Source organism: Streptomyces sp. NPDC102490 (assembly GCF_044765285.1).
Classification (GTDB): domain Bacteria; phylum Actinomycetota; class Actinomycetes; order Streptomycetales; family Streptomycetaceae; genus Streptomyces.
Genome location: NZ_JBIWJU010000003.1, coordinates 1 through 15,710 on the forward strand (window position 1 = coordinate 1; position 15,710 = coordinate 15,710).

12 protein-coding genes are annotated in these 15,710 nt (G+C 72.5%); 2 read left to right on the top strand and 10 right to left on the bottom strand.

The features are described from left to right. Positions 1-145: 145 nt before the first annotated feature. The 4 genes from ACIRGB_RS06730 to ACIRGB_RS06745 are packed head-to-tail and all read right to left on the bottom strand — an operon-like array spanning position 146 to position 4,796. Positions 146-1,504, bottom strand: a complete 1,359-nt coding sequence (locus tag ACIRGB_RS06730) for a GH1 family beta-glucosidase (protein ID WP_403859342.1) — start codon at positions 1,502-1,504, stop codon at positions 146-148. Positions 1,505-1,548: 44 nt separating this feature from the next. Then, complete coding sequence (locus ACIRGB_RS06735; protein WP_403860605.1) at positions 1,549-2,388, bottom strand: carbohydrate ABC transporter permease; 840 nt, start codon at positions 2,386-2,388, stop codon at positions 1,549-1,551. A 7-nt stretch (positions 2,389-2,395) separates the two neighbouring features. Beyond that, positions 2,396-3,424 (bottom strand): carbohydrate ABC transporter permease, encoded by a 1,029-nt coding sequence (locus tag ACIRGB_RS06740; RefSeq protein ID WP_403859344.1) that lies wholly within the window; start codon positions 3,422-3,424, stop codon positions 2,396-2,398. A 55-nt stretch (positions 3,425-3,479) separates the two neighbouring features. After that, positions 3,480-4,796 carry an ABC transporter substrate-binding protein gene (locus tag ACIRGB_RS06745; protein WP_403859346.1) on the bottom strand — a complete coding sequence of 439 codons (1,317 nt, stop codon included), beginning with the start codon at positions 4,794-4,796 and terminating at the stop codon, positions 3,480-3,482. Positions 4,797-4,972: 176 nt separating this feature from the next. Here ACIRGB_RS06745 and ACIRGB_RS06750 point away from each other — a divergent pair, with 176 nt between their 5' ends. Beyond that, positions 4,973-6,277: an ROK family protein gene (locus ACIRGB_RS06750; protein WP_403859348.1), complete on the top strand. Its 1,305-nt coding sequence runs from the start codon at positions 4,973-4,975 to the stop codon at positions 6,275-6,277. 91 nt (positions 6,278-6,368) lie between these two features. Here ACIRGB_RS06750 and ACIRGB_RS06755 read toward each other — a convergent pair whose 3' ends face one another. Together ACIRGB_RS06755 and ACIRGB_RS06760 are read right to left on the bottom strand one after the other, a co-directional pair. After that, positions 6,369-7,148, bottom strand: a complete 780-nt coding sequence (locus ACIRGB_RS06755) for an NAD(P)-binding domain-containing protein (RefSeq protein WP_403859350.1) — start codon at positions 7,146-7,148, stop codon at positions 6,369-6,371. A gap of 28 nt (positions 7,149-7,176) precedes the next feature. Continuing rightward, a complete protein-coding gene (locus ACIRGB_RS06760) occupies positions 7,177-8,139 on the bottom strand; it encodes an alpha/beta hydrolase (RefSeq protein ID WP_403859352.1) in 963 nt (320 codons plus the stop codon). 135 nt (positions 8,140-8,274) lie between these two features. Here ACIRGB_RS06760 and ACIRGB_RS06765 point away from each other — a divergent pair, with 135 nt between their 5' ends. After that, positions 8,275-8,928, top strand: coding sequence for a TetR/AcrR family transcriptional regulator (locus ACIRGB_RS06765; RefSeq protein WP_403859354.1), 654 nt, complete (start codon positions 8,275-8,277; stop codon positions 8,926-8,928). Between the two features lie 37 nt (positions 8,929-8,965). On the opposite strand, the gene ACIRGB_RS06770 is transcribed toward ACIRGB_RS06765, so the two are convergent. The 4 genes from ACIRGB_RS06770 to ACIRGB_RS06785 form a co-directional block, all read right to left on the bottom strand. After that, on the bottom strand, positions 8,966-10,006 hold the full coding sequence (locus ACIRGB_RS06770) for a LacI family DNA-binding transcriptional regulator (protein ID WP_403859356.1): 1,041 nt from the start codon (positions 10,004-10,006) through the stop codon (positions 8,966-8,968). 54 nt (positions 10,007-10,060) lie between these two features. Then, positions 10,061-12,640, bottom strand: a complete 2,580-nt coding sequence (locus ACIRGB_RS06775; protein ID WP_403859358.1) for a glycoside hydrolase family 3 C-terminal domain-containing protein — start codon at positions 12,638-12,640, stop codon at positions 10,061-10,063. Between the two features lie 34 nt (positions 12,641-12,674). After that, positions 12,675-14,444 (bottom strand): discoidin domain-containing protein, encoded by a 1,770-nt coding sequence (locus ACIRGB_RS06780; protein ID WP_403859360.1) that lies wholly within the window; start codon positions 14,442-14,444, stop codon positions 12,675-12,677. Between the two features lie 135 nt (positions 14,445-14,579). Continuing rightward, complete coding sequence (locus ACIRGB_RS06785) at positions 14,580-15,662, bottom strand: DUF1996 domain-containing protein (RefSeq protein WP_403859362.1); 1,083 nt, start codon at positions 15,660-15,662, stop codon at positions 14,580-14,582. Between the last annotated feature and the right edge of the window lie 48 nt (positions 15,663-15,710).

A 15,710-nucleotide genomic window follows, 5' to 3' on the forward strand; every position in this document is an offset into this window, starting at 1 on the left:
CGCCCCCCGGGGGGCCCGGGGGGGCCGCCCCCCCCCCCCCCCCCCCCCCGCCCCCCCCCCCGGGGGGCGGCCCCCCCCCCCCCCCCCGCCGGGGGGGGGGGGGGGGGGGGGGGGGGGGGGCCCCCCCCCCCCCCCCCCACGGGGCTCAGGCGGCCCTGCGCTCCCTCCCCCGCGCCCGGCCGATGAGGTCGGCGTAGTGGTGTCCGCTGCCCTTGATGGTGCGGACCTGTGTCGCGTAGTCGACGTGGACCAGGCCGAAGCGCTTGTCGTAGCCGTACGCCCACTCGAAGTTGTCCAGCAGCGACCAGGCGAAGTAGCCGGCCAGCGGGGCTCCCCTGCGGGCGGCGGAGGCGCAGGCCGCGAGGTGGGCCGTCAGGTACTCCTGGCGCTCGGGGTCGTCGATGGTGCCGTCGGGGCGGACCGTGTCGGGGAAGGAGGAGCCGTTCTCGGTGACGTACAGCTTGCGCGCCCGGTACTCGTCGGTCAGGCGCAGCAGCAGGTCCTCGATGCCGCCGGCGTCGATCTCCCAGTCCATGCCGGTGCGCGGGACGCCGGCGCGGCGGACGGTGCGGACGTGCGGGGCGGGTCCGGTGGGGTCGGCGGCGACGGTCTGGGGGAAGTAGTAGTTCAGGCCCAGCCAGTCCAGTTCGGCGCCGATGAGCCGCATGTCGCTTGGCTGCTCCGGGAGTTCGACGCCGTAGACCTCGCGCATGTCCGCGGGGAAGCCCCGACCGTGGACCGGGTCGAGCCACCAGCGGTTGGTGTGGCCGTCCATGCGGCGGGCGGCGGCCAGGTCCTCGTCGCGGTCGGTGGCGGCGTGGATGGTGGAGAGGTTGTTGACGATGCCCACCTGGGCGTTCGGGGCCGCCGCGCGGATGGCCTCCATCGCCAGGCCGTGGCCGAGCAGCAGGTGGTAGGAGGCGCGGACGGCCGCCGTCAGGTCGGTCCATCCGGGGGCCATCTTGCCCTCCAGGTGCCCGATCCAGGCCGAGCACAGCGGCTCGTTGAGGGTGGCCCAGTGGCCGACACGGTCGCCGAGGCGTTCGGCGACGACGGAGGCGTACGCGGCGAAGTGCTCGGTGGTCGCGCGCTCGGGCCAGCCGCCCCGGTCCTGGAGCACCTGCGGCAGGTCCCAGTGGTAGAGGGTGACGGACGGGGTGATGCCGGCCGCCAGCAGGTCGTCGACGAGCCGGTCGTAGAAGGCCAGGCCCTTGGCGTTGACCGGTCCATCGCCGCCCGGCAGGACGCGGGGCCAGGCGACGGAAAGGCGGTAGGCGTTGGTGCCCAGCCGCCGCATCAGCTCGATGTCCTCGCGGGTGCGGTGGTAGTGGTCGCAGGCGACGTCGCCGTGGTCGTCGTTGTCGATCTTCCCGGGGGTGTGCGAGAAGGTGTCCCAGATCGACGGCGCACGTCCGTCCTCCGCCACGGCTCCCTCGATCTGGTACGCCGAGGTGGCCGTGCCCCACAGGAAGTCGTCCGGGAGTGCGGCGAAGTCGATGGTCACGAAGGTCCTTTCGGGTTGGCGGAGGGTGCGCGCGGGGCCGGCGGTCACTTGACGGCTCCGGCCGTCAGGCCCGCCACGAGGTAGCGCTGAAGGAGGAGGAAGCCCGCGACCACGGGGACGCTCACGACCAGTGAGGCGGCCATGATCTGGTTCCAGTACACGTCGTTCTGCGTGGAGTAGCCCTGGAGTCCGACGGCGAGGGTACGGGTGGCGTCGTTGGTCATGACGGAGGCGAACAGGACCTCGCCCCAGGCGGTCATGAAGGCGTAGACGGCGACCGCGACGATGCCGGGGATCGCGGCGGGTACGACGACCTTGAACAGGGCGCGCAGCGGCCCGCAGCCGTCCACGAGGGCCGCCTCGTCCAGGTCCCGGGGCACCGAGTCGAAGTAGCCGATCAGCATCCAGATGGAGAAGGGCAGGGAGAAGGTCAGGTAGGTGAGGATGAGGCCGCCGCGGGAACCGAACAGGGCGATGCCGGTGGCGTTGCCGATGTTGACGTAGATCAGGAACAGGGGCAGCAGGAAGAGGATGCCCGGGAACATCTGCGTGGACAGGACGGTCACCGAGAAGACGCGCTTGCCGCGGAACTCGTAGCGGCTGACGGCGTAGGCGGCGAACACGGCGATGACGACGGAGCAGACGGTCGCCGCGCCCGCCACGATCAGCGAGTTCACGAAGTACTTGGCCAGCGGGACCGTCGACCAGATGTCGATGTAGGGGCGGACGGTCAGGTTGCTCGGCAGCCAGTGGAACTGGCCGGAGACGTCCTCGAGCGGCTTCAGCGAGCTGGAGACCATGACGTACACCGGCAGCAGGACGAAGCCGGTGAGCAGGGTGAGGAAGACGCGGCGGGTCCACGTGAAGGAGCGCGGCGCCGCCATCGGGGAGCTAGACATCGGCCGGCTTCCTTTCCGGGGCGCTGCGGGGCGCCCGCGTGGTCCGGGAGGTCAGGAACAGGTACACGCCCGTCACCAGCAGCAGGAAGAGCAGCAGCAGGACCGACATCGCGGAGCCGGTGCCGAAGTTCCAGGTGACGAACGACGACTGGTAGATGTGGAGGGAGATCAGGTCGGCGGCTTCGGGTGCGGCCTTGCCGAACAGGACGAACGGTGTGTTGAAGTCGTTGAACGTCCACAGGAACAGCACCAGGACCAGGACCTGGTTGACGGGACGCAGCGACGGCAGGGTGATGCGGCGGATCTGCTGCCAGACGCCGGCGCCGTCCAGGGCGGCGGCCTCGTACAGCTCCTTGGGGATGTTCTGGAGTCCGGCCATGACGATCAGGAAGGCGAACGGCCAGCCCTTCCAGACCGACACCACGAGCAGCGCGACGAAGCTGTTGTCGCCGATCAGCCAGAAGGACGGCTTGTCGGTGAGGCCGAGCTGGTCGTGCAGGATGTGGTTCACCAGTCCGTTGTCGTGCTGGAACATGAACGCCCAGGTGATGACGGCGGCGTAGACCGGCAGGGCGTACGGCACCAGGAAGACCGCGCGGAGCAGGCCCCGGCCGCGGAAGGCGTCCTGCATGCAGATCGCGGCGGCGGTGCCGATCAGCCAGCACAGGCCGACGGAGAGGACCGTGAACGCGCAGGTGACGAGGAAGGAGTGGAGCAGTGCCTCGCCGACGGGGGCGTCGAAGTCCACCGACAGGGTGAAGTTGTCGAGGCCGGTCCACGGGGCGGTGGTCCAGTCGCGGATGTAGAACTGGGTGAGTTCCTTGAAGCTCATCACGATGCCGATGACCATCGGCACCAGGTGGACGAGGAGTTCGAGGAGCAGGGCCGGCAGGAGCAGCAGGTAGGGCAGGCCGATGCGGCGGATCCGCCCGGGGCGGCGGCGGGGTCCGCGCGCCGTCCCGGGGGAACTCTCGCCGACCGTCCGCTCGCCGGGCCGCGTCGAGGCGGTCGTGGTGGTCATGGCTGGGTCCGTGTCCGTGTCGGAGTCGGTGGGGCTTGGACGAAGGTCGAGATGCTCACTTGTTGGGCATCTGCTGCTGTGCCTTGGCGAGCTTCTCCTCGACGGACTCGGTGGTCACCTCGCGGCCGGCCGCGGCGTCGGCGAACAGTTCCTTGACGGCGGTGCCGACCGCGGTCTCGAACTGCGACTCGTCGGCCACCTGGGGCAGCGCGGCGGCGCTGGTGGCGAGGGTCTCGCGCAGCACGGCGGTGGCCTGGGTGTTGAACGCCGGGTCGGTCTGGGCGGCCTTGACCGGCGGGATGGAGCCGTAGGCCTTGTTGAGGAGCTTCTGCTCGGCGTCGCTGGTCATGAACTTCACGAACTTCGTGGCGCCGTCGACGTTGTCGCTGTTCTTGAAGACGGCCATGTTGATGCCGGCGACCATGGAGTTGGTGGCCTTGCCGGCGCCGGGGGTGCCGGAGGGGACGGGGGCGGGGGCGACGCCCCACTCGTCGTCCTTCATGCCCATGGTCTTGAAGGTGGCGGAGGCGGTCTGCCACAGCACCATCGCGGTCTTGCCCTTGGCGAAGTCGCTGAGGGACTGGTTCTGCGCGTACTCGGCGTTGCCGGGGGCGATGACCTTGTCCTCGGCCATCAGGTCGACGTACTGCTTGACGGCGGCGACGGCGCCGTCGGAGGTGAAGTCGGGCTTGCCGTCGGCGGTGAAGAAGTCGGCGCCGTGCTGCTTGGCGAGGACGAAGACCTGGTGGATGTTGTTGGACAGGTTGGAACCCTCGGCGCCCAGGCCCCACTTGCCGTCCCGGGAGATCTTCTTGCCGGCCGCGACCAGTTCGTCCCAGGTGGCCGGGGGCTTGGTGATGCCGGCGTCGGCGAACATCTGCTTGTTGTAGTAGAGCGCGTACGCCATCGAGTACAGCGGGACCGCGGCCGGGTCCTGGCCCTCGACGCCGGTCGAGCCGAGCGCGGAGGAGACGAAGCGGTCCTTGCCGCCGATCTTGTCGAAGTTCTTCGCGTCCCAGGGCAGCAGGGCACCGGTGGCCTGGAGGGAGGCGCTCCAGGTGTTGCCGATGTTCAGGACGTCGGGGCCCTGGCCCGAGGTGGTGGCGGTGAGGATCCGGTTCAGCAGGTCGGACCAGGGCACGACCTCCAGCTTGACCTTGATGCCGGTCTCCTTCTCGAACTTGTCGAGTTCGGGCTGGAGGACCTTCTTGTCGACCTCGACGCTGGCGCCCTGGTTGGACGCCCAGTAGGTGAGTTCCTTCGGCGAGTCGTTGGATCCGCCGCCCGAGGAGGAGCCTCCTCCGCAGGCCGTGGCGGCGAGTGCGAGAGACAGGGTGACGGCGCCTACGGCCGCGGCTCGGATGCTGCGCATGGCTCCTGGGTTCCTTCCGGGAGTCGGTCGGGAAGTCCCGACGGCGGCTTCGGCTGTTTCCCTTCCGAAGCCCCTCATGGCTTAATTTAGGACGTGAGTTAAACCCCGAGAGAAAGACTCGTCAAGGTCTCGCGCAGGGTCGGCGCTCGCGCGAGGGCACGGAAGGAAGGCTCCGGATGGCCAGGCACGGCGGGCGTACGGTCCGTGACCTGCGGCGGGAGAGCCGCAGCACCGTTCTGCAACGGTTGTATTTCGACGGGCCGATGAGCCGGCTCGCGCTGGGCTCGGCGGCGGGCCTGAGCTCGGGTTCGGTCAGCAACGTGGTCGCCGAGCTGATGGCCGACGGACTGGTGGAGGAGGCGGGCAGCCTCGGCGCGGACGGCGGCCGGCCGCGCACCCTCGTCCGGGTCGTGGCGGACCGGGGGCGCCTCGTCGGGGTCGACGTCGGCGAGACCCGCGTACGCGTCGAGCTGTTCGACCTGGCGATGTCCGAACGGGCCCGCACCGAGCGCGCGTTGCCCGGTCACCGGTCGCGCTCCTACGACATCGGCGTGGTCGCCGGGCACATCCTGGACGGCGTCGCGGAAGTGCTCGCCGCCGACGGCCCGGCGCCGGACCCCGGCGAGCTGCTGGGCGTCGGCATCGGTGTCCCCGGCATCGTCGAGCGCACCGCCGACGGCACCGTGGTGCACGGCCAGACCGTGGGCTGGGACGCGGTCCCGCTGGAGGCGCTGCTGCGCCGCTCGGGCCGGCTGCCCCCGCACGTACCGCTGTTCATCGAGAACGGCGCCAGGACGCTGGGGCAGGCCGAGATGTGGTTCGGCGGCGGGCGCGGCGCGCACAACGCCGTGGTGGTGCTCTTCGGCTCCGGCGTCGGCGCGTGTGTCGTGACCGACGAGGTGGAGCAGGGGCGTGCGGTGGAGTGGGGGCATCTGACGGTACGGGTGCGGGGGCGCCGCTGCCGGTGCGGTGCGCGGGGGTGCCTGGAGGCGTACGCCGGTGCGGAGGCGCTGCTCGCGCGGTGGCGGGAGGCGGGCGGCGAGCCACCGCCCGGCGCCGACGAGGAGGCCGCGCTGACCGCCATGCTGTCTGCGGCCCGGCCCGGGGACGGGAGCGCACCGGACCCGGTGGCGGCGCGGGTGCTCGCGGAGACCGCGGAGTACCTGGGCGCGGGACTGGCCGACCTGGTCAACCTCTTCCAGCCCGAGCGGATCCTGGTGGGCGGCTGGGCCGGGCTCCAACTCGGCCCCGCCTTCCTGGAGTCGGTACGGTCCCACACCCTGGCCCACGCCTTGCGGCACCCCGCCGGACGGGTGGGCATCGCGCTGGGCCGCCTCGGCCCCGACGCGGTCACGGTGGGCGCCGCGATCCTGCCCCTGGCGGCGTTCTTCGCCCGCGGCGGTCGACGCCTGCCGGTCGACTCCCCCGCGCCGGTCCCTGCGTGGCGGGCGGCGCTCGGGGGGAGGCTGGCGGGGCGGTAGGGCGCGGGTGCGGGCGGGCGCGGGTGCGGCACGCCGTCGCCGGTCCGCTGCCCGTCCCCGACGGCGGCCGTGCGCACCGTGCTGCCCGTCGTCAGGACCGCCGCGGCGGTGCGAGGTGGGCGAGCAGGCCGTCGAGTGCCATCGTGAGCGCCCGCGCGTTGGCCGGGTCGAACCAGGTGGTGCGGATCCGTTCGTTGTTCCCGTTCGGCGTCTCGTGGTCGGCGGCGAGCCGGTCCAGGGAGCGGGACGCGTCGCCCAGGGAGCGGCCGACGCCCTCGAAGAGCCCGCGGACGTAGCGGTCCGCGTCGTCGGGGGCGATGCCGTGGCGGGTGGCCCACGAGGCGAGCGTGGCGAGGTAGGCGTAGTGCGTGGTCAGCGTCCCGGTCAGCGCGGAGAGGACGTCGAAGGCTGCCTCGTCCGCGACGGGGAGCGCTCCGCCGAGCCGGGCGAAGAAGGAGTTCACCTCCGGGTGCGAGGGGTGCACCACCGTGACGGAGCGGCGTTCGCGGATGGTGGGCAGGGGGATGGCCCGGACCAGCGCGGCGCCGGTGCCCAGGGTCTCGCCCAGCTCGTCGTTGCCCACGCCCGCCATCACGTTGACCACGATCCGGTCGCCGCCCACGTGCACTCCCGCCAGGGCCTCGCGCCATTGTTCGCGGCGCACGGCGAGGACCACGATCTCGGAGCGGTCCACCACCTCCTGGTTGTCGGCGCACACGTGTACGCCCTCGTGGCGCTCGGACAGCTCCGTGGCCGTGCGGGCTCCCCGCGGGGAGAGGAACACCTCCGGCGCGGCGTCGCCGCCGTGACGCAGACCCGTCACGATGGCCCTGCCGATCTCGCCCACCCCGATGACGCCGATGCTCTTCACTGTGCCCTCCTCCGATGCCATTCCGGTGTCACGCCGTCAGAACCGCGCGGAGGAATGCGTGGATCCCGGACCGGGCCGCCGCGGCCCGCGGATCCACACCGGGCAGCGTGAGGAACGCGTGCCCCGCTCCCACGTGTTCGTCGAGCCGTACGGGCGTCCCGGCCGCGCGCAGCCGATCGGCGTAACGGCGTCCGTGATCGGCGAGCGGGTCATGGGTCGGCACCACGATCAGCGCGGGGGCGAGCCCGCTCAGGTCCTCCGCGTACAGCGGTGAGAAGGCGCGGGCGTCGGTCCCCGGCGGGACGGCGAGCCGCTCGAGGAGCCTGAGTTGGGGCATGGCGAGGGTCGGGGTGTCCGCGTGTTCGGCGATCGAGGGGTAGTCGTACATCGTCGGGGTCATGTCGACGGCGGGGTTGACCAGCACCTGCGCCTTGAGCCGCAGGCCGGCGTCCCGGGCACGGATCGCGGTCAGTGCGCTGATCAGCCCGCCGAAGCTCTCGCCGAAGACGGCCGTGCGTTCCGGATCGACTCCCCACCGCGCGGCGTGTCGCAGCACGTGCCGCAGCACGTCCCAGCCGTCGTCGGCGGCGTCCCCGAGCGGGCTCCCCGGAGCGACGAGGCGGTGCTCGACCGAGACGACGACCGCGGGCAGCCGGACGGCGAGGTGGCTGTTGGTCCAGTCGCACTGCGCCGCCGTGCCGACGAAGCTGCCGCCGTGGACGTGGACCACGAGCGGCAGGCCGCTCCGGACGGCGGTCTCGCCGTCGCCCGTCGGCACCGGCCGGTAGACCCGGACCGGGAGGACGCGGCCGGGCAGCGCGACGTCCTGCCACTCGATCGCGGCTCCGGGATCGGGTTCACCGAGGATCGCCCGCGCCGCGCCGGACGCCCGGTAACGGTTCTCCGCCTCGCGGTAGGCGATCAGCTCCTCGGTCGTGATCGCCTCGAAGTCCGGCTGCGGCGGCCGTGTCACAGCAGTGGTCTCGCGCATGTCCACGCCTCTCCCCGTCGTTACGCTTGCCGCCCCGTTCGTCCGGCAAGCATGTGTCCTCAGTATGCACGCACCGCGTGCAATGGCAAGTGCATAAGCTAGTCTGGTCCGGACAGGAGCGACGAGAGGGACGAGATGGCAGGCCGCAGGCGTTGGTCGACCGAGCAGATCCTGGATGCGGCGGCGGAACTGCTGCTCGCGGGCGACGCCGAGACGTTCAGCGTGCGCAAGCTGGCCGCCGCGCTGGGGACGGACTCCTCCAGCCTCTACCGGCACTTCCGCAACAAGACCGAGTTGCTGCGCGCGGTCGCCGACCGGATTCTGCTGTCCGCCATGGACGGCTACCGGCCCGCGGGCGACTGGAAGCAGCGGCTCACCGCCGTGGCCCTGCGCCTGCGTGACGCCTTCGGGCAGCAGCCTCAACTCGCGGCGGTCTGGGGCCGCCACGGATCGGGTGGCACGGGTTCCCGGCTGATGATGGAGGAGGTGCTGCAGACCCTGCGCGCCTCGGGGCTGCCCGACCACGAGATTCCGGCGCGCTATCACCGGTTCGTGGTCCTGATCGCTTCGCTGATCACCGCCGAAGGCGCATTCGGTGCCGTGGGCGCCGAGGAGCACGAGCAGGGCATGGAGCAGTTCCGGGTCGCGGTGCTGGGCGCCGATCCCGAGCGCTTCCCCGCCCTCGCCCACTTCGCCCGCGAGATCCGCCCGCTCGGTGCGGACCGGGTCGCCGCCTTCGAGGAGATCCTCGCCGCCCACCTCGCCCACATCGAGGCCGCGCTTCCCTGACCGCCCTCGACGCGGGGCTTCCCCGCGGACCCCGGCGCTACGCCGAGTCCCGTACCACCAGTTCCGGGTCGAAGATCACCGACGTGGGTTCGGTGCGCGTGCCCTTGATGTGGTCGTCGAGGAGGCGGGCCATCGTGGCCGCCATCTCCTCCACCGGCTGCCGTACGGTGGTCAGCCGGGGCCGGCAGGTGACGGCCACGCTGGAGTCGTCGAAGCCGATGACCGCGACGTCGTGCGGCACCCGGCGGCCGTGGTCGCGCAGCACTTGGACGGCGCCCTGGGCCATCAGGTCGTTGGCGGTGAACACGCCGTCGGTGTCGGGGTGTTCGGCGAGCAGTGAGGTCATCGCGGCCATGCCGCTGTCCACGGTGAAGCCGCCCTCGGCCACCGGCACGTAGGGGTGCCCATGCCGGGCGAGGGTGTCGCGGAAGCCCGCCAGGCGTTCTTGGCTGGCCGCGACCGCCAGCGGACCGGTGACGGTGGCTATCCGGCGGCACCCCCGGTCCAGCAGGTGCTCGGCGGCGAGCCGGCCGCCGTCGCGGTGGGCCAGGTCGACGTAGCTGAGCGGCACCGGGCGGCCGGGACGGGCGAACAGCACCGCCGGCAGTCCGGCCCCGGCGAGCAGGGCGGGCAGCGGGTCGTCGGGATGCGTGGACACCACCAGCGCACCGTCCGCGCCGCCTTGCCTGAGGTAGGCCACGACCTCCTGCCGGGCCTCGGGCGTCTCGGCGAACATCAGCACCGGATGCATCCTGCGCGGCCGCAGATGTCCGACGACGCCGCCGACGACGCGGCCGAAGAAGGGGTCGGCGAACACCCGCGTGGCGAACGCGTTCTGCTCCGAGTCCGAGGCGTCACCCGCGCCCGAGACGACCAGGGCGACGGTCGTCGTGCGCCGGGTGACCAGCTGTCTGGCGGCCTGGTTGGGCGCGTACCCGGTCCGTTCGATGGCCCGGCGGACCAGGTCCTGGATGGCCGGGTCCACGTTGCGGACGCCGTTGACCACCCGCGAGACGGTGGCCCGGGAGACGCCGGCCTCCCGGGCCACGTCCTCCAGGGTCGGGGCCTGTCTGCTCATGCCCGCACCTTAACCGGCGGGGTGAGACGCGTGGTAGAGCGCTCTCCCCGCCCCTCACGCCGGAGGCGCGTGCACCACCTCCAGGTCCGCGACCAGCGGCAGGTCCCCCGCCGACCTCCCGGCCAGCACCCGGCAGGGCCCCGCCTCGGTGCGCCAGGCGTGCTCCGCCACCGACCAGTGGCACAGCGACCGCGCCGGGACCCGTACCGTCGCCGTCACCGTCTCTCCCGGGCGCGCCCGCACCGCCGCGTACCCGGCGAGCCACCGCGCGGGGCGGTCCAGCGCCGACCCGGGCCGGGCCAGGTATACCTGCACGACCTCCCGGCCCTCCCGGGCACCGGTGTTGCGCACCCGCACGCGCACGGTGAGGTCGTCGCCCGCGCGGGTCACCGGTGGAACGGTCAGCGCCTCGTACGTCCACGTCGTGTAGCCGAGCCCGTGACCGAACCAGTAGGCGGGGCTGCGGTGGTGGCGCAGCCAGCCCCGGTAGCCGAGGTGCAGGCCCTCGTCGTAGTCGAGGCGGCCACCGTCCGGGCGGGTGCGGGTGACCGGGGCGTCGCCTAGGACGGCCGGCCAGGTGGTGGGCAGCCGCCCGCCCGGCTCGGCACGGCCGAAGAGCACGTCGGCGAGACCGTCGCCGCCCTCCTGCCCGGGGAACCAGGCCAGCAGGACCGCGCCCGCCTCCTCTCGCCAGGGCAGCTCCACCGGTCCACCGCAGTTGACGACGGCGACGGTACGCGGGTTGGCGGCCGCGACGGCGCGGACCAGCGTGTCCTGGGTGGCGCCGAGCGCCAGGCTCGAACGGTCGTAGCCCTCCGACTCCCCGTGCTCGGTGGTGCCGACGACCACGACCGCCGCGTCCGCCGCACCCGCCGTACGGGCCGCCTCGGTCAGCGACGCGGTCACGTCCGGAGCGGGTGGCGCCGCGACGACGACGGTGGCCCGGCCGGTGCCGGGGGCCAGCTCGCGGCGGGCCACCAACAGGGTGCCCCGGCCCACGGCGAGGTCGGCGGTGGCGTACTGGGCCGGCGGGTTGACGTGGACCACCGCCGGATCGTCGGTGCGGGGCGGGAAGTCGCCGTCCAGGAGGGTGCGTCCGTCCAGGGTCAGGCTCATCCGGCCGAAGCCGGCCACCCCGAGGGTCCAGGAACCGCCGGTGCGCGGGCTGAGCCGGGCGCGGACCTCGACGGTGTGCGCGCCCGGCACCAGGCGGGGCTCCAGCACACGCCCCCCGCGACGCCGTTCGGCGTACAGCTCGCGGCCGTCCGCGTCCAGCATCCGCAGCAGCACGCCGGGCAGTCCGGAGCGCGGGTCGGCGCAGGTGTCCTGGTCCAGTGGGGGCGCGGGGCCGTCCGGCCGGGGGCCCGGGACGTGGACGACGCGGGCCCGGCCGCGCAGGGCGGCCCGGATGCCGTCCAGGACGGACACCTCGTCCTGCGGGAAGACGCCCGCGCTCCCGCCTCCCTGGGTACGGGTCCGCGCGGCGTGCGCGCCGATCACGGCGACCGTCCCTAGGCGCCCGGGGTCGAGCGGCAGGACGCCTCTGTTGGCCAGCAGGACGGTCCCCGCGGCGACGGCACGCCGGGCCAGGGCCCGGACGTCGCGGGTACGCGACGGGCCCGGGGCGACCGGCCCCGCACTGTACGCCGGGCCCCCGCTCGGGAAGCCCTCCGCACCGCACGCCGAGCCCCGGCCCGGAAAGCCCCCCGCGCCGCACGCCGAGCCCCGGCCCGGAAAGCCCTCCGCACCGTACGCCGGACCCCCGCTCAGGGAGCCCAGCGCGTCCAGCCATGCCGCGAGCCGTAGCAGGCGCCGTGCCTTGTCGTCGACGGCCGCCTCGGGCACGTCGCCGTCGGCCACCGCCCGTGCCAACGCCTCGCCCCAGGGTCCGTCGGGCCCCGGCATGGCGAGGTCGAGACCCGCGCGGGCGGTGTCGGCGGTGCCGCGCACCGCGCCCCAGTCGGAGACGACGACGCCGTCGAAGCCCCACTCGCTCTTCAGCGGATCGGTGAGCAGGGCGTTCGCCGTCATGGTGGTGCCGTTGACCGCGTTGTACCCCGCCATGACGAGCCGGACCCCCGCGGCCACCGCCGCCTCGAAGGGGGCGAGGTAGACCTCCCGCAGCGCCCGCTCGCCCACCCGCACGTCGACGGTGAGGCGGTCGGTCTCGGAGTCGTTGGCCACGTAGTGCTTGGCGGTGGCGGCCACGCCGTGGGCCTGGACACCGCGGACCAGCGCGGCGCCGATGCGGCCGGTCAGCTCGGGGTCCTCGGAGAGGCACTCGAAGTGCCGGCCGCCCAGCGGGCTGCGGTGCAGGTTGAGGGTCGGGGCGAGGAGGACGTCCACGCCCTTGCGCCGGGCCTCGGCGGCGAGCAGGCCGCCGAGGCGTTCGACCAGTGCCTCGTCCCAGGTGGCGGCGAGCGCCGAGGCCGAGGGCAGCAGGACGGAGGTGTTCCGCTCGTCCCAGGCCTCACCCCGTACGCCCGCCGGACCGTCCGACATGACCAACTCCCTCAGACCCACGGCAGGTTCCGCCCGGGTGCGCCAGGTCGTGGCACCGCTCAGCAGCAGTGCGCGGGCGCGCGGTGTCAGTGTGCCGAGCAGCCGGTCGATCTCTTCGTCACTCGTCCCCACCCGGGTCTCCCCCTTCTCCCGACGCCTCCCGGTGTCAGCTGTAGACGCCGAACTCGTACAGCGAGTAGCCGTAACCCGTGCCGCGTGCGGTGCCGTTGACGCGGACGTAGCGGCTGGTGCCGGACACATCGAGGGTGTCGACGCCGCCGTTGCCGTCGGTCACCGTGGACACGGTCCGCCAGTTCTGTCCGTCGTCGGAGGTCTGGACGGTGTAGGCCTTGGCGTAGGATGCCTCCCAGTACAGCTGGACGTGTCGGAACGCGGTGCGCGCGCCGAGGTCCACCTGGATCCACTGCGGGTCGCTCCAGTCGCTGGCCCACCTGGTGTCCGCCTTTCCGTCCACGGCGTTGGCGGCGGTGCAGGGGCAGTCGCCGTAACCGGGCTGGAAGGAGGAGGCGGTGGCCGGTTTGCCGAGGGCGACATTGGTGCCGTCCACGGCGGGCGGCACGACCCGCGCCGAGAGGGTCTCGACGCCGACGTTCCCCTTGCCGTCGGTGGCCTTGACGTAGAACTTCCACACGCCGGGCCGGTCGGGGGCGGTGACCTTGAGGCGTCCGCCGCCCAGGTCGGTGACCGGGAGCGGGGTCAACTGCTTGCTCTGGTCGATGTAGTTGCTGTTGGACAGCACCTCGTACGCGATCGGGTCGCCGTCCGGGTCGGTGGCGCGCACGGTGAGCACCAGGTCCTTGCCGGCCTGCACCTTGCCCGCGTCGCCCTCCACACCGAAGCCGGAGACGACGGGCGGGGTGTTGTCGCGCGAGGTGTCGCCGCCGTAGGCCCGCTTCACGGCGTAGTACGACAGCCGTTTCTGTCCCGCGGGCAGCAGGTTGAACCAGATGCCGCCGAAGTCGTACTCGGTGCCGTAGTGGAACAGGGTCGCGCCCAGGGCGACGCCGCGGTGCCCGGTGACGCAGTTCCACGCGTTGGTGTACCCCTGCGCCTTGGCCTGGTCGGTGGGCTCCTTAGGTACGCCGTTGGCGTCGTCCGGAACCTCCCACTCGCCGGCCGGTCCTGACTCGGTGACGATGTACGGCTTGGTGTAGCCGCCCTGCTCCCAGGCGGCCCGGACGTCGCAGACGGCGTCGTAGGAGTTGACGGCGTACAGGTCCAGGTCGGGGGCGTTCTTCTTGTAGTAGGGCCAGGCGCCGACCCAGGCGTCGGTGGAGGTGACCGGGTGGTTCGGGTCGACGGCGTGGATCTTCTTGGCGACGTCGTTGACGAAGGTGGTGTAGGCGTCGCGCTGGCGCTCCAGTTCGTCGCCGCTGTAGCAGTTCTGGAGGCCGAGCACCGATTCGTTGCCGACGTTCCACATCAGGACGCCCGGGTGGTCCTTGTACTCCTGGACCCAGCGCGGGAACTCGGCCAGCATCTGGTCCTTGTACGCGGTGTCGGTCAGGTAGTTGACGCAGCCACCGCTGCCCGGGCCGCCGCCGGGCTGGAGCCAGAAGCCGGCGATGACCTTGACGTCGTGGGCGGCGGCGGAGTCGAGGAGCGGGCGGCTGCTCGCGTCGGTGCCCCAGGTGCGGATGGTGTTGACGCCCATGGATGCCAGGTCGGGCAGGTACCGGTCGGCGTCGGCGGGGGACGGCCCCCAGGTGAGGCCCTTGACGGTGTAGGGGCTGCCGTCCACGGTCAATCGCCAGGCGCCCTGGCTGCCGGTGACCTTCACGACGCTGCCGGCGGCGTGTGCCTGCGCCGCGGGCAGGGCGGTGAGGGCGCCGAGCGTGAGCAGGCCGGCGGTCAGGGGTGCGGTGAGTCTGCGGGTGGGGGTGAGTCTGCTGGTGGGGGTGTGGGGTCGGCTCATCGGGGTGTGTCTCCGGTCTGCGGGGTCGGGGGGTGGGGAGTCCCTGTTTCTGGGGGGCGGACTCGTTGTGTGGAGGGGCGGCCCGGCCGTGGTGGGGCATGGACGGCCGGGCCGGTCTGCTGGGGAGGGGCGGGGTCAGGGCAGTTCGTAGTCCTGGTTGAGTGCCGCTCCGGCCTCCGGGTGGGTCTGGTCGTAGCCGCGCGCGTCGCACTGCAACCCGCCGACGATGCAGTGGCCGACCATGGCGGCCAGGGTCGGCTCGTCCCAGGCGTTGAAGAAGTCGTAGTGGAACGAGTAGCTCGCACCGCTGGCCAGTCGCACCCGGGAGAGGTCACCGTTGACCGGGAAGGCCATCTTGAACTCGATCATCGGCAGGGCGACCGGGTGGTCGGCCGGACATATGTTGTTGTTGGTCCCCGGGTTGACCACCGGATACGCCATGTGGCTCTTGTGGTCCGGCGTGTCCAGGTTCTTGCCGTCCCAGCAACTGGGCGCCTGGAAGCGGATGTTGACCTGGACGTCCTGACGCTCGGGGCAGTCGGCCGGGAAGTCGACGTTGAAGAAGCTGTCGCCGCACTCCCAGCCCTCGACGAAGCCCGGGTGGTCGCGGAACTCTTGGGCGCTCTGCATCGGGCTGGCGACGACGTAGCGCAGCCCCTTCGGGAAGGGCCGCACACTGGTGTAGTCGGTGACGCCGGCCTTGTAGTAGATGGTCTGCGGACCGACCGGGAGCACCGGGCGGTCGCCGTCGTACAGGGTGGGCATCCAGTAGCCCGAGCGGTCGCCGGGCGCCAGACAGGTGGTGGACCCGGCGTCGAGCGAGGCGGTGGTGCTGTACGCGTTGGTCGTCGTGTTGCCCATGAAGGTGTGGTCGTGCGACTTCCCGGGCTGCTGCGCGTAGACGATCGGGTCGTCGGGCGCCGTGTGACTGACCGCGCAGTTGGCCTGGAACTCGTGGAAGTAGCGGTGCGGCGGCTCCTTCGTGGACGGGGTGACGCCGGTGACCGGCGGGTTCGCGGGGATGTAGCCGTCGCCGTCCGGGTCCTCGGGCGAGGAGGCGGTCGAGGCCGCCATGGTGTGCCCGGTGTGCGCGGCCGACGCCGGTGCGGAGGCGGCGGGGGTGTCCGCGTTGGCGGCGACGGTGCCGACGCCGATCGAGGTCAGCAGTAACGCGCTCGCGACGAGGGTGCCGGACAGAACTTTCGATCTCCGTGGCATGGAGACCTCCTGAGAAGGTCGGGGAAATTCTCGGAGAGCGCTCTCCCA

Coding starts and splice junctions, on each gene's coding strand:
- ACIRGB_RS06785 (WP_403859362.1), bottom strand. CDS start 15,662: ATGCCACGGAGATCGAAAGTTCTGTCCGGCACCCTCGTCGCGAGCGCG.
- ACIRGB_RS06770 (WP_403859356.1), bottom strand. CDS start 10,006: ATGAGCAGACAGGCCCCGACCCTGGAGGACGTGGCCCGGGAGGCCGGC.
- ACIRGB_RS06780 (WP_403859360.1), bottom strand. CDS start 14,444: ATGAGCCGACCCCACACCCCCACCAGCAGACTCACCCCCACCCGCAGA.
- ACIRGB_RS06735 (WP_403860605.1), bottom strand. CDS start 2,388: ATGGCGGCGCCGCGCTCCTTCACGTGGACCCGCCGCGTCTTCCTCACC.
- ACIRGB_RS06750 (WP_403859348.1), top strand. CDS start 4,973: ATGGCCAGGCACGGCGGGCGTACGGTCCGTGACCTGCGGCGGGAGAGC.
- ACIRGB_RS06740 (WP_403859344.1), bottom strand. CDS start 3,424: ATGACCACCACGACCGCCTCGACGCGGCCCGGCGAGCGGACGGTCGGC.
- ACIRGB_RS06745 (WP_403859346.1), bottom strand. CDS start 4,796: ATGCGCAGCATCCGAGCCGCGGCCGTAGGCGCCGTCACCCTGTCTCTC.
- ACIRGB_RS06765 (WP_403859354.1), top strand. CDS start 8,275: ATGGCAGGCCGCAGGCGTTGGTCGACCGAGCAGATCCTGGATGCGGCG.
- ACIRGB_RS06760 (WP_403859352.1), bottom strand. CDS start 8,139: ATGCGCGAGACCACTGCTGTGACACGGCCGCCGCAGCCGGACTTCGAG.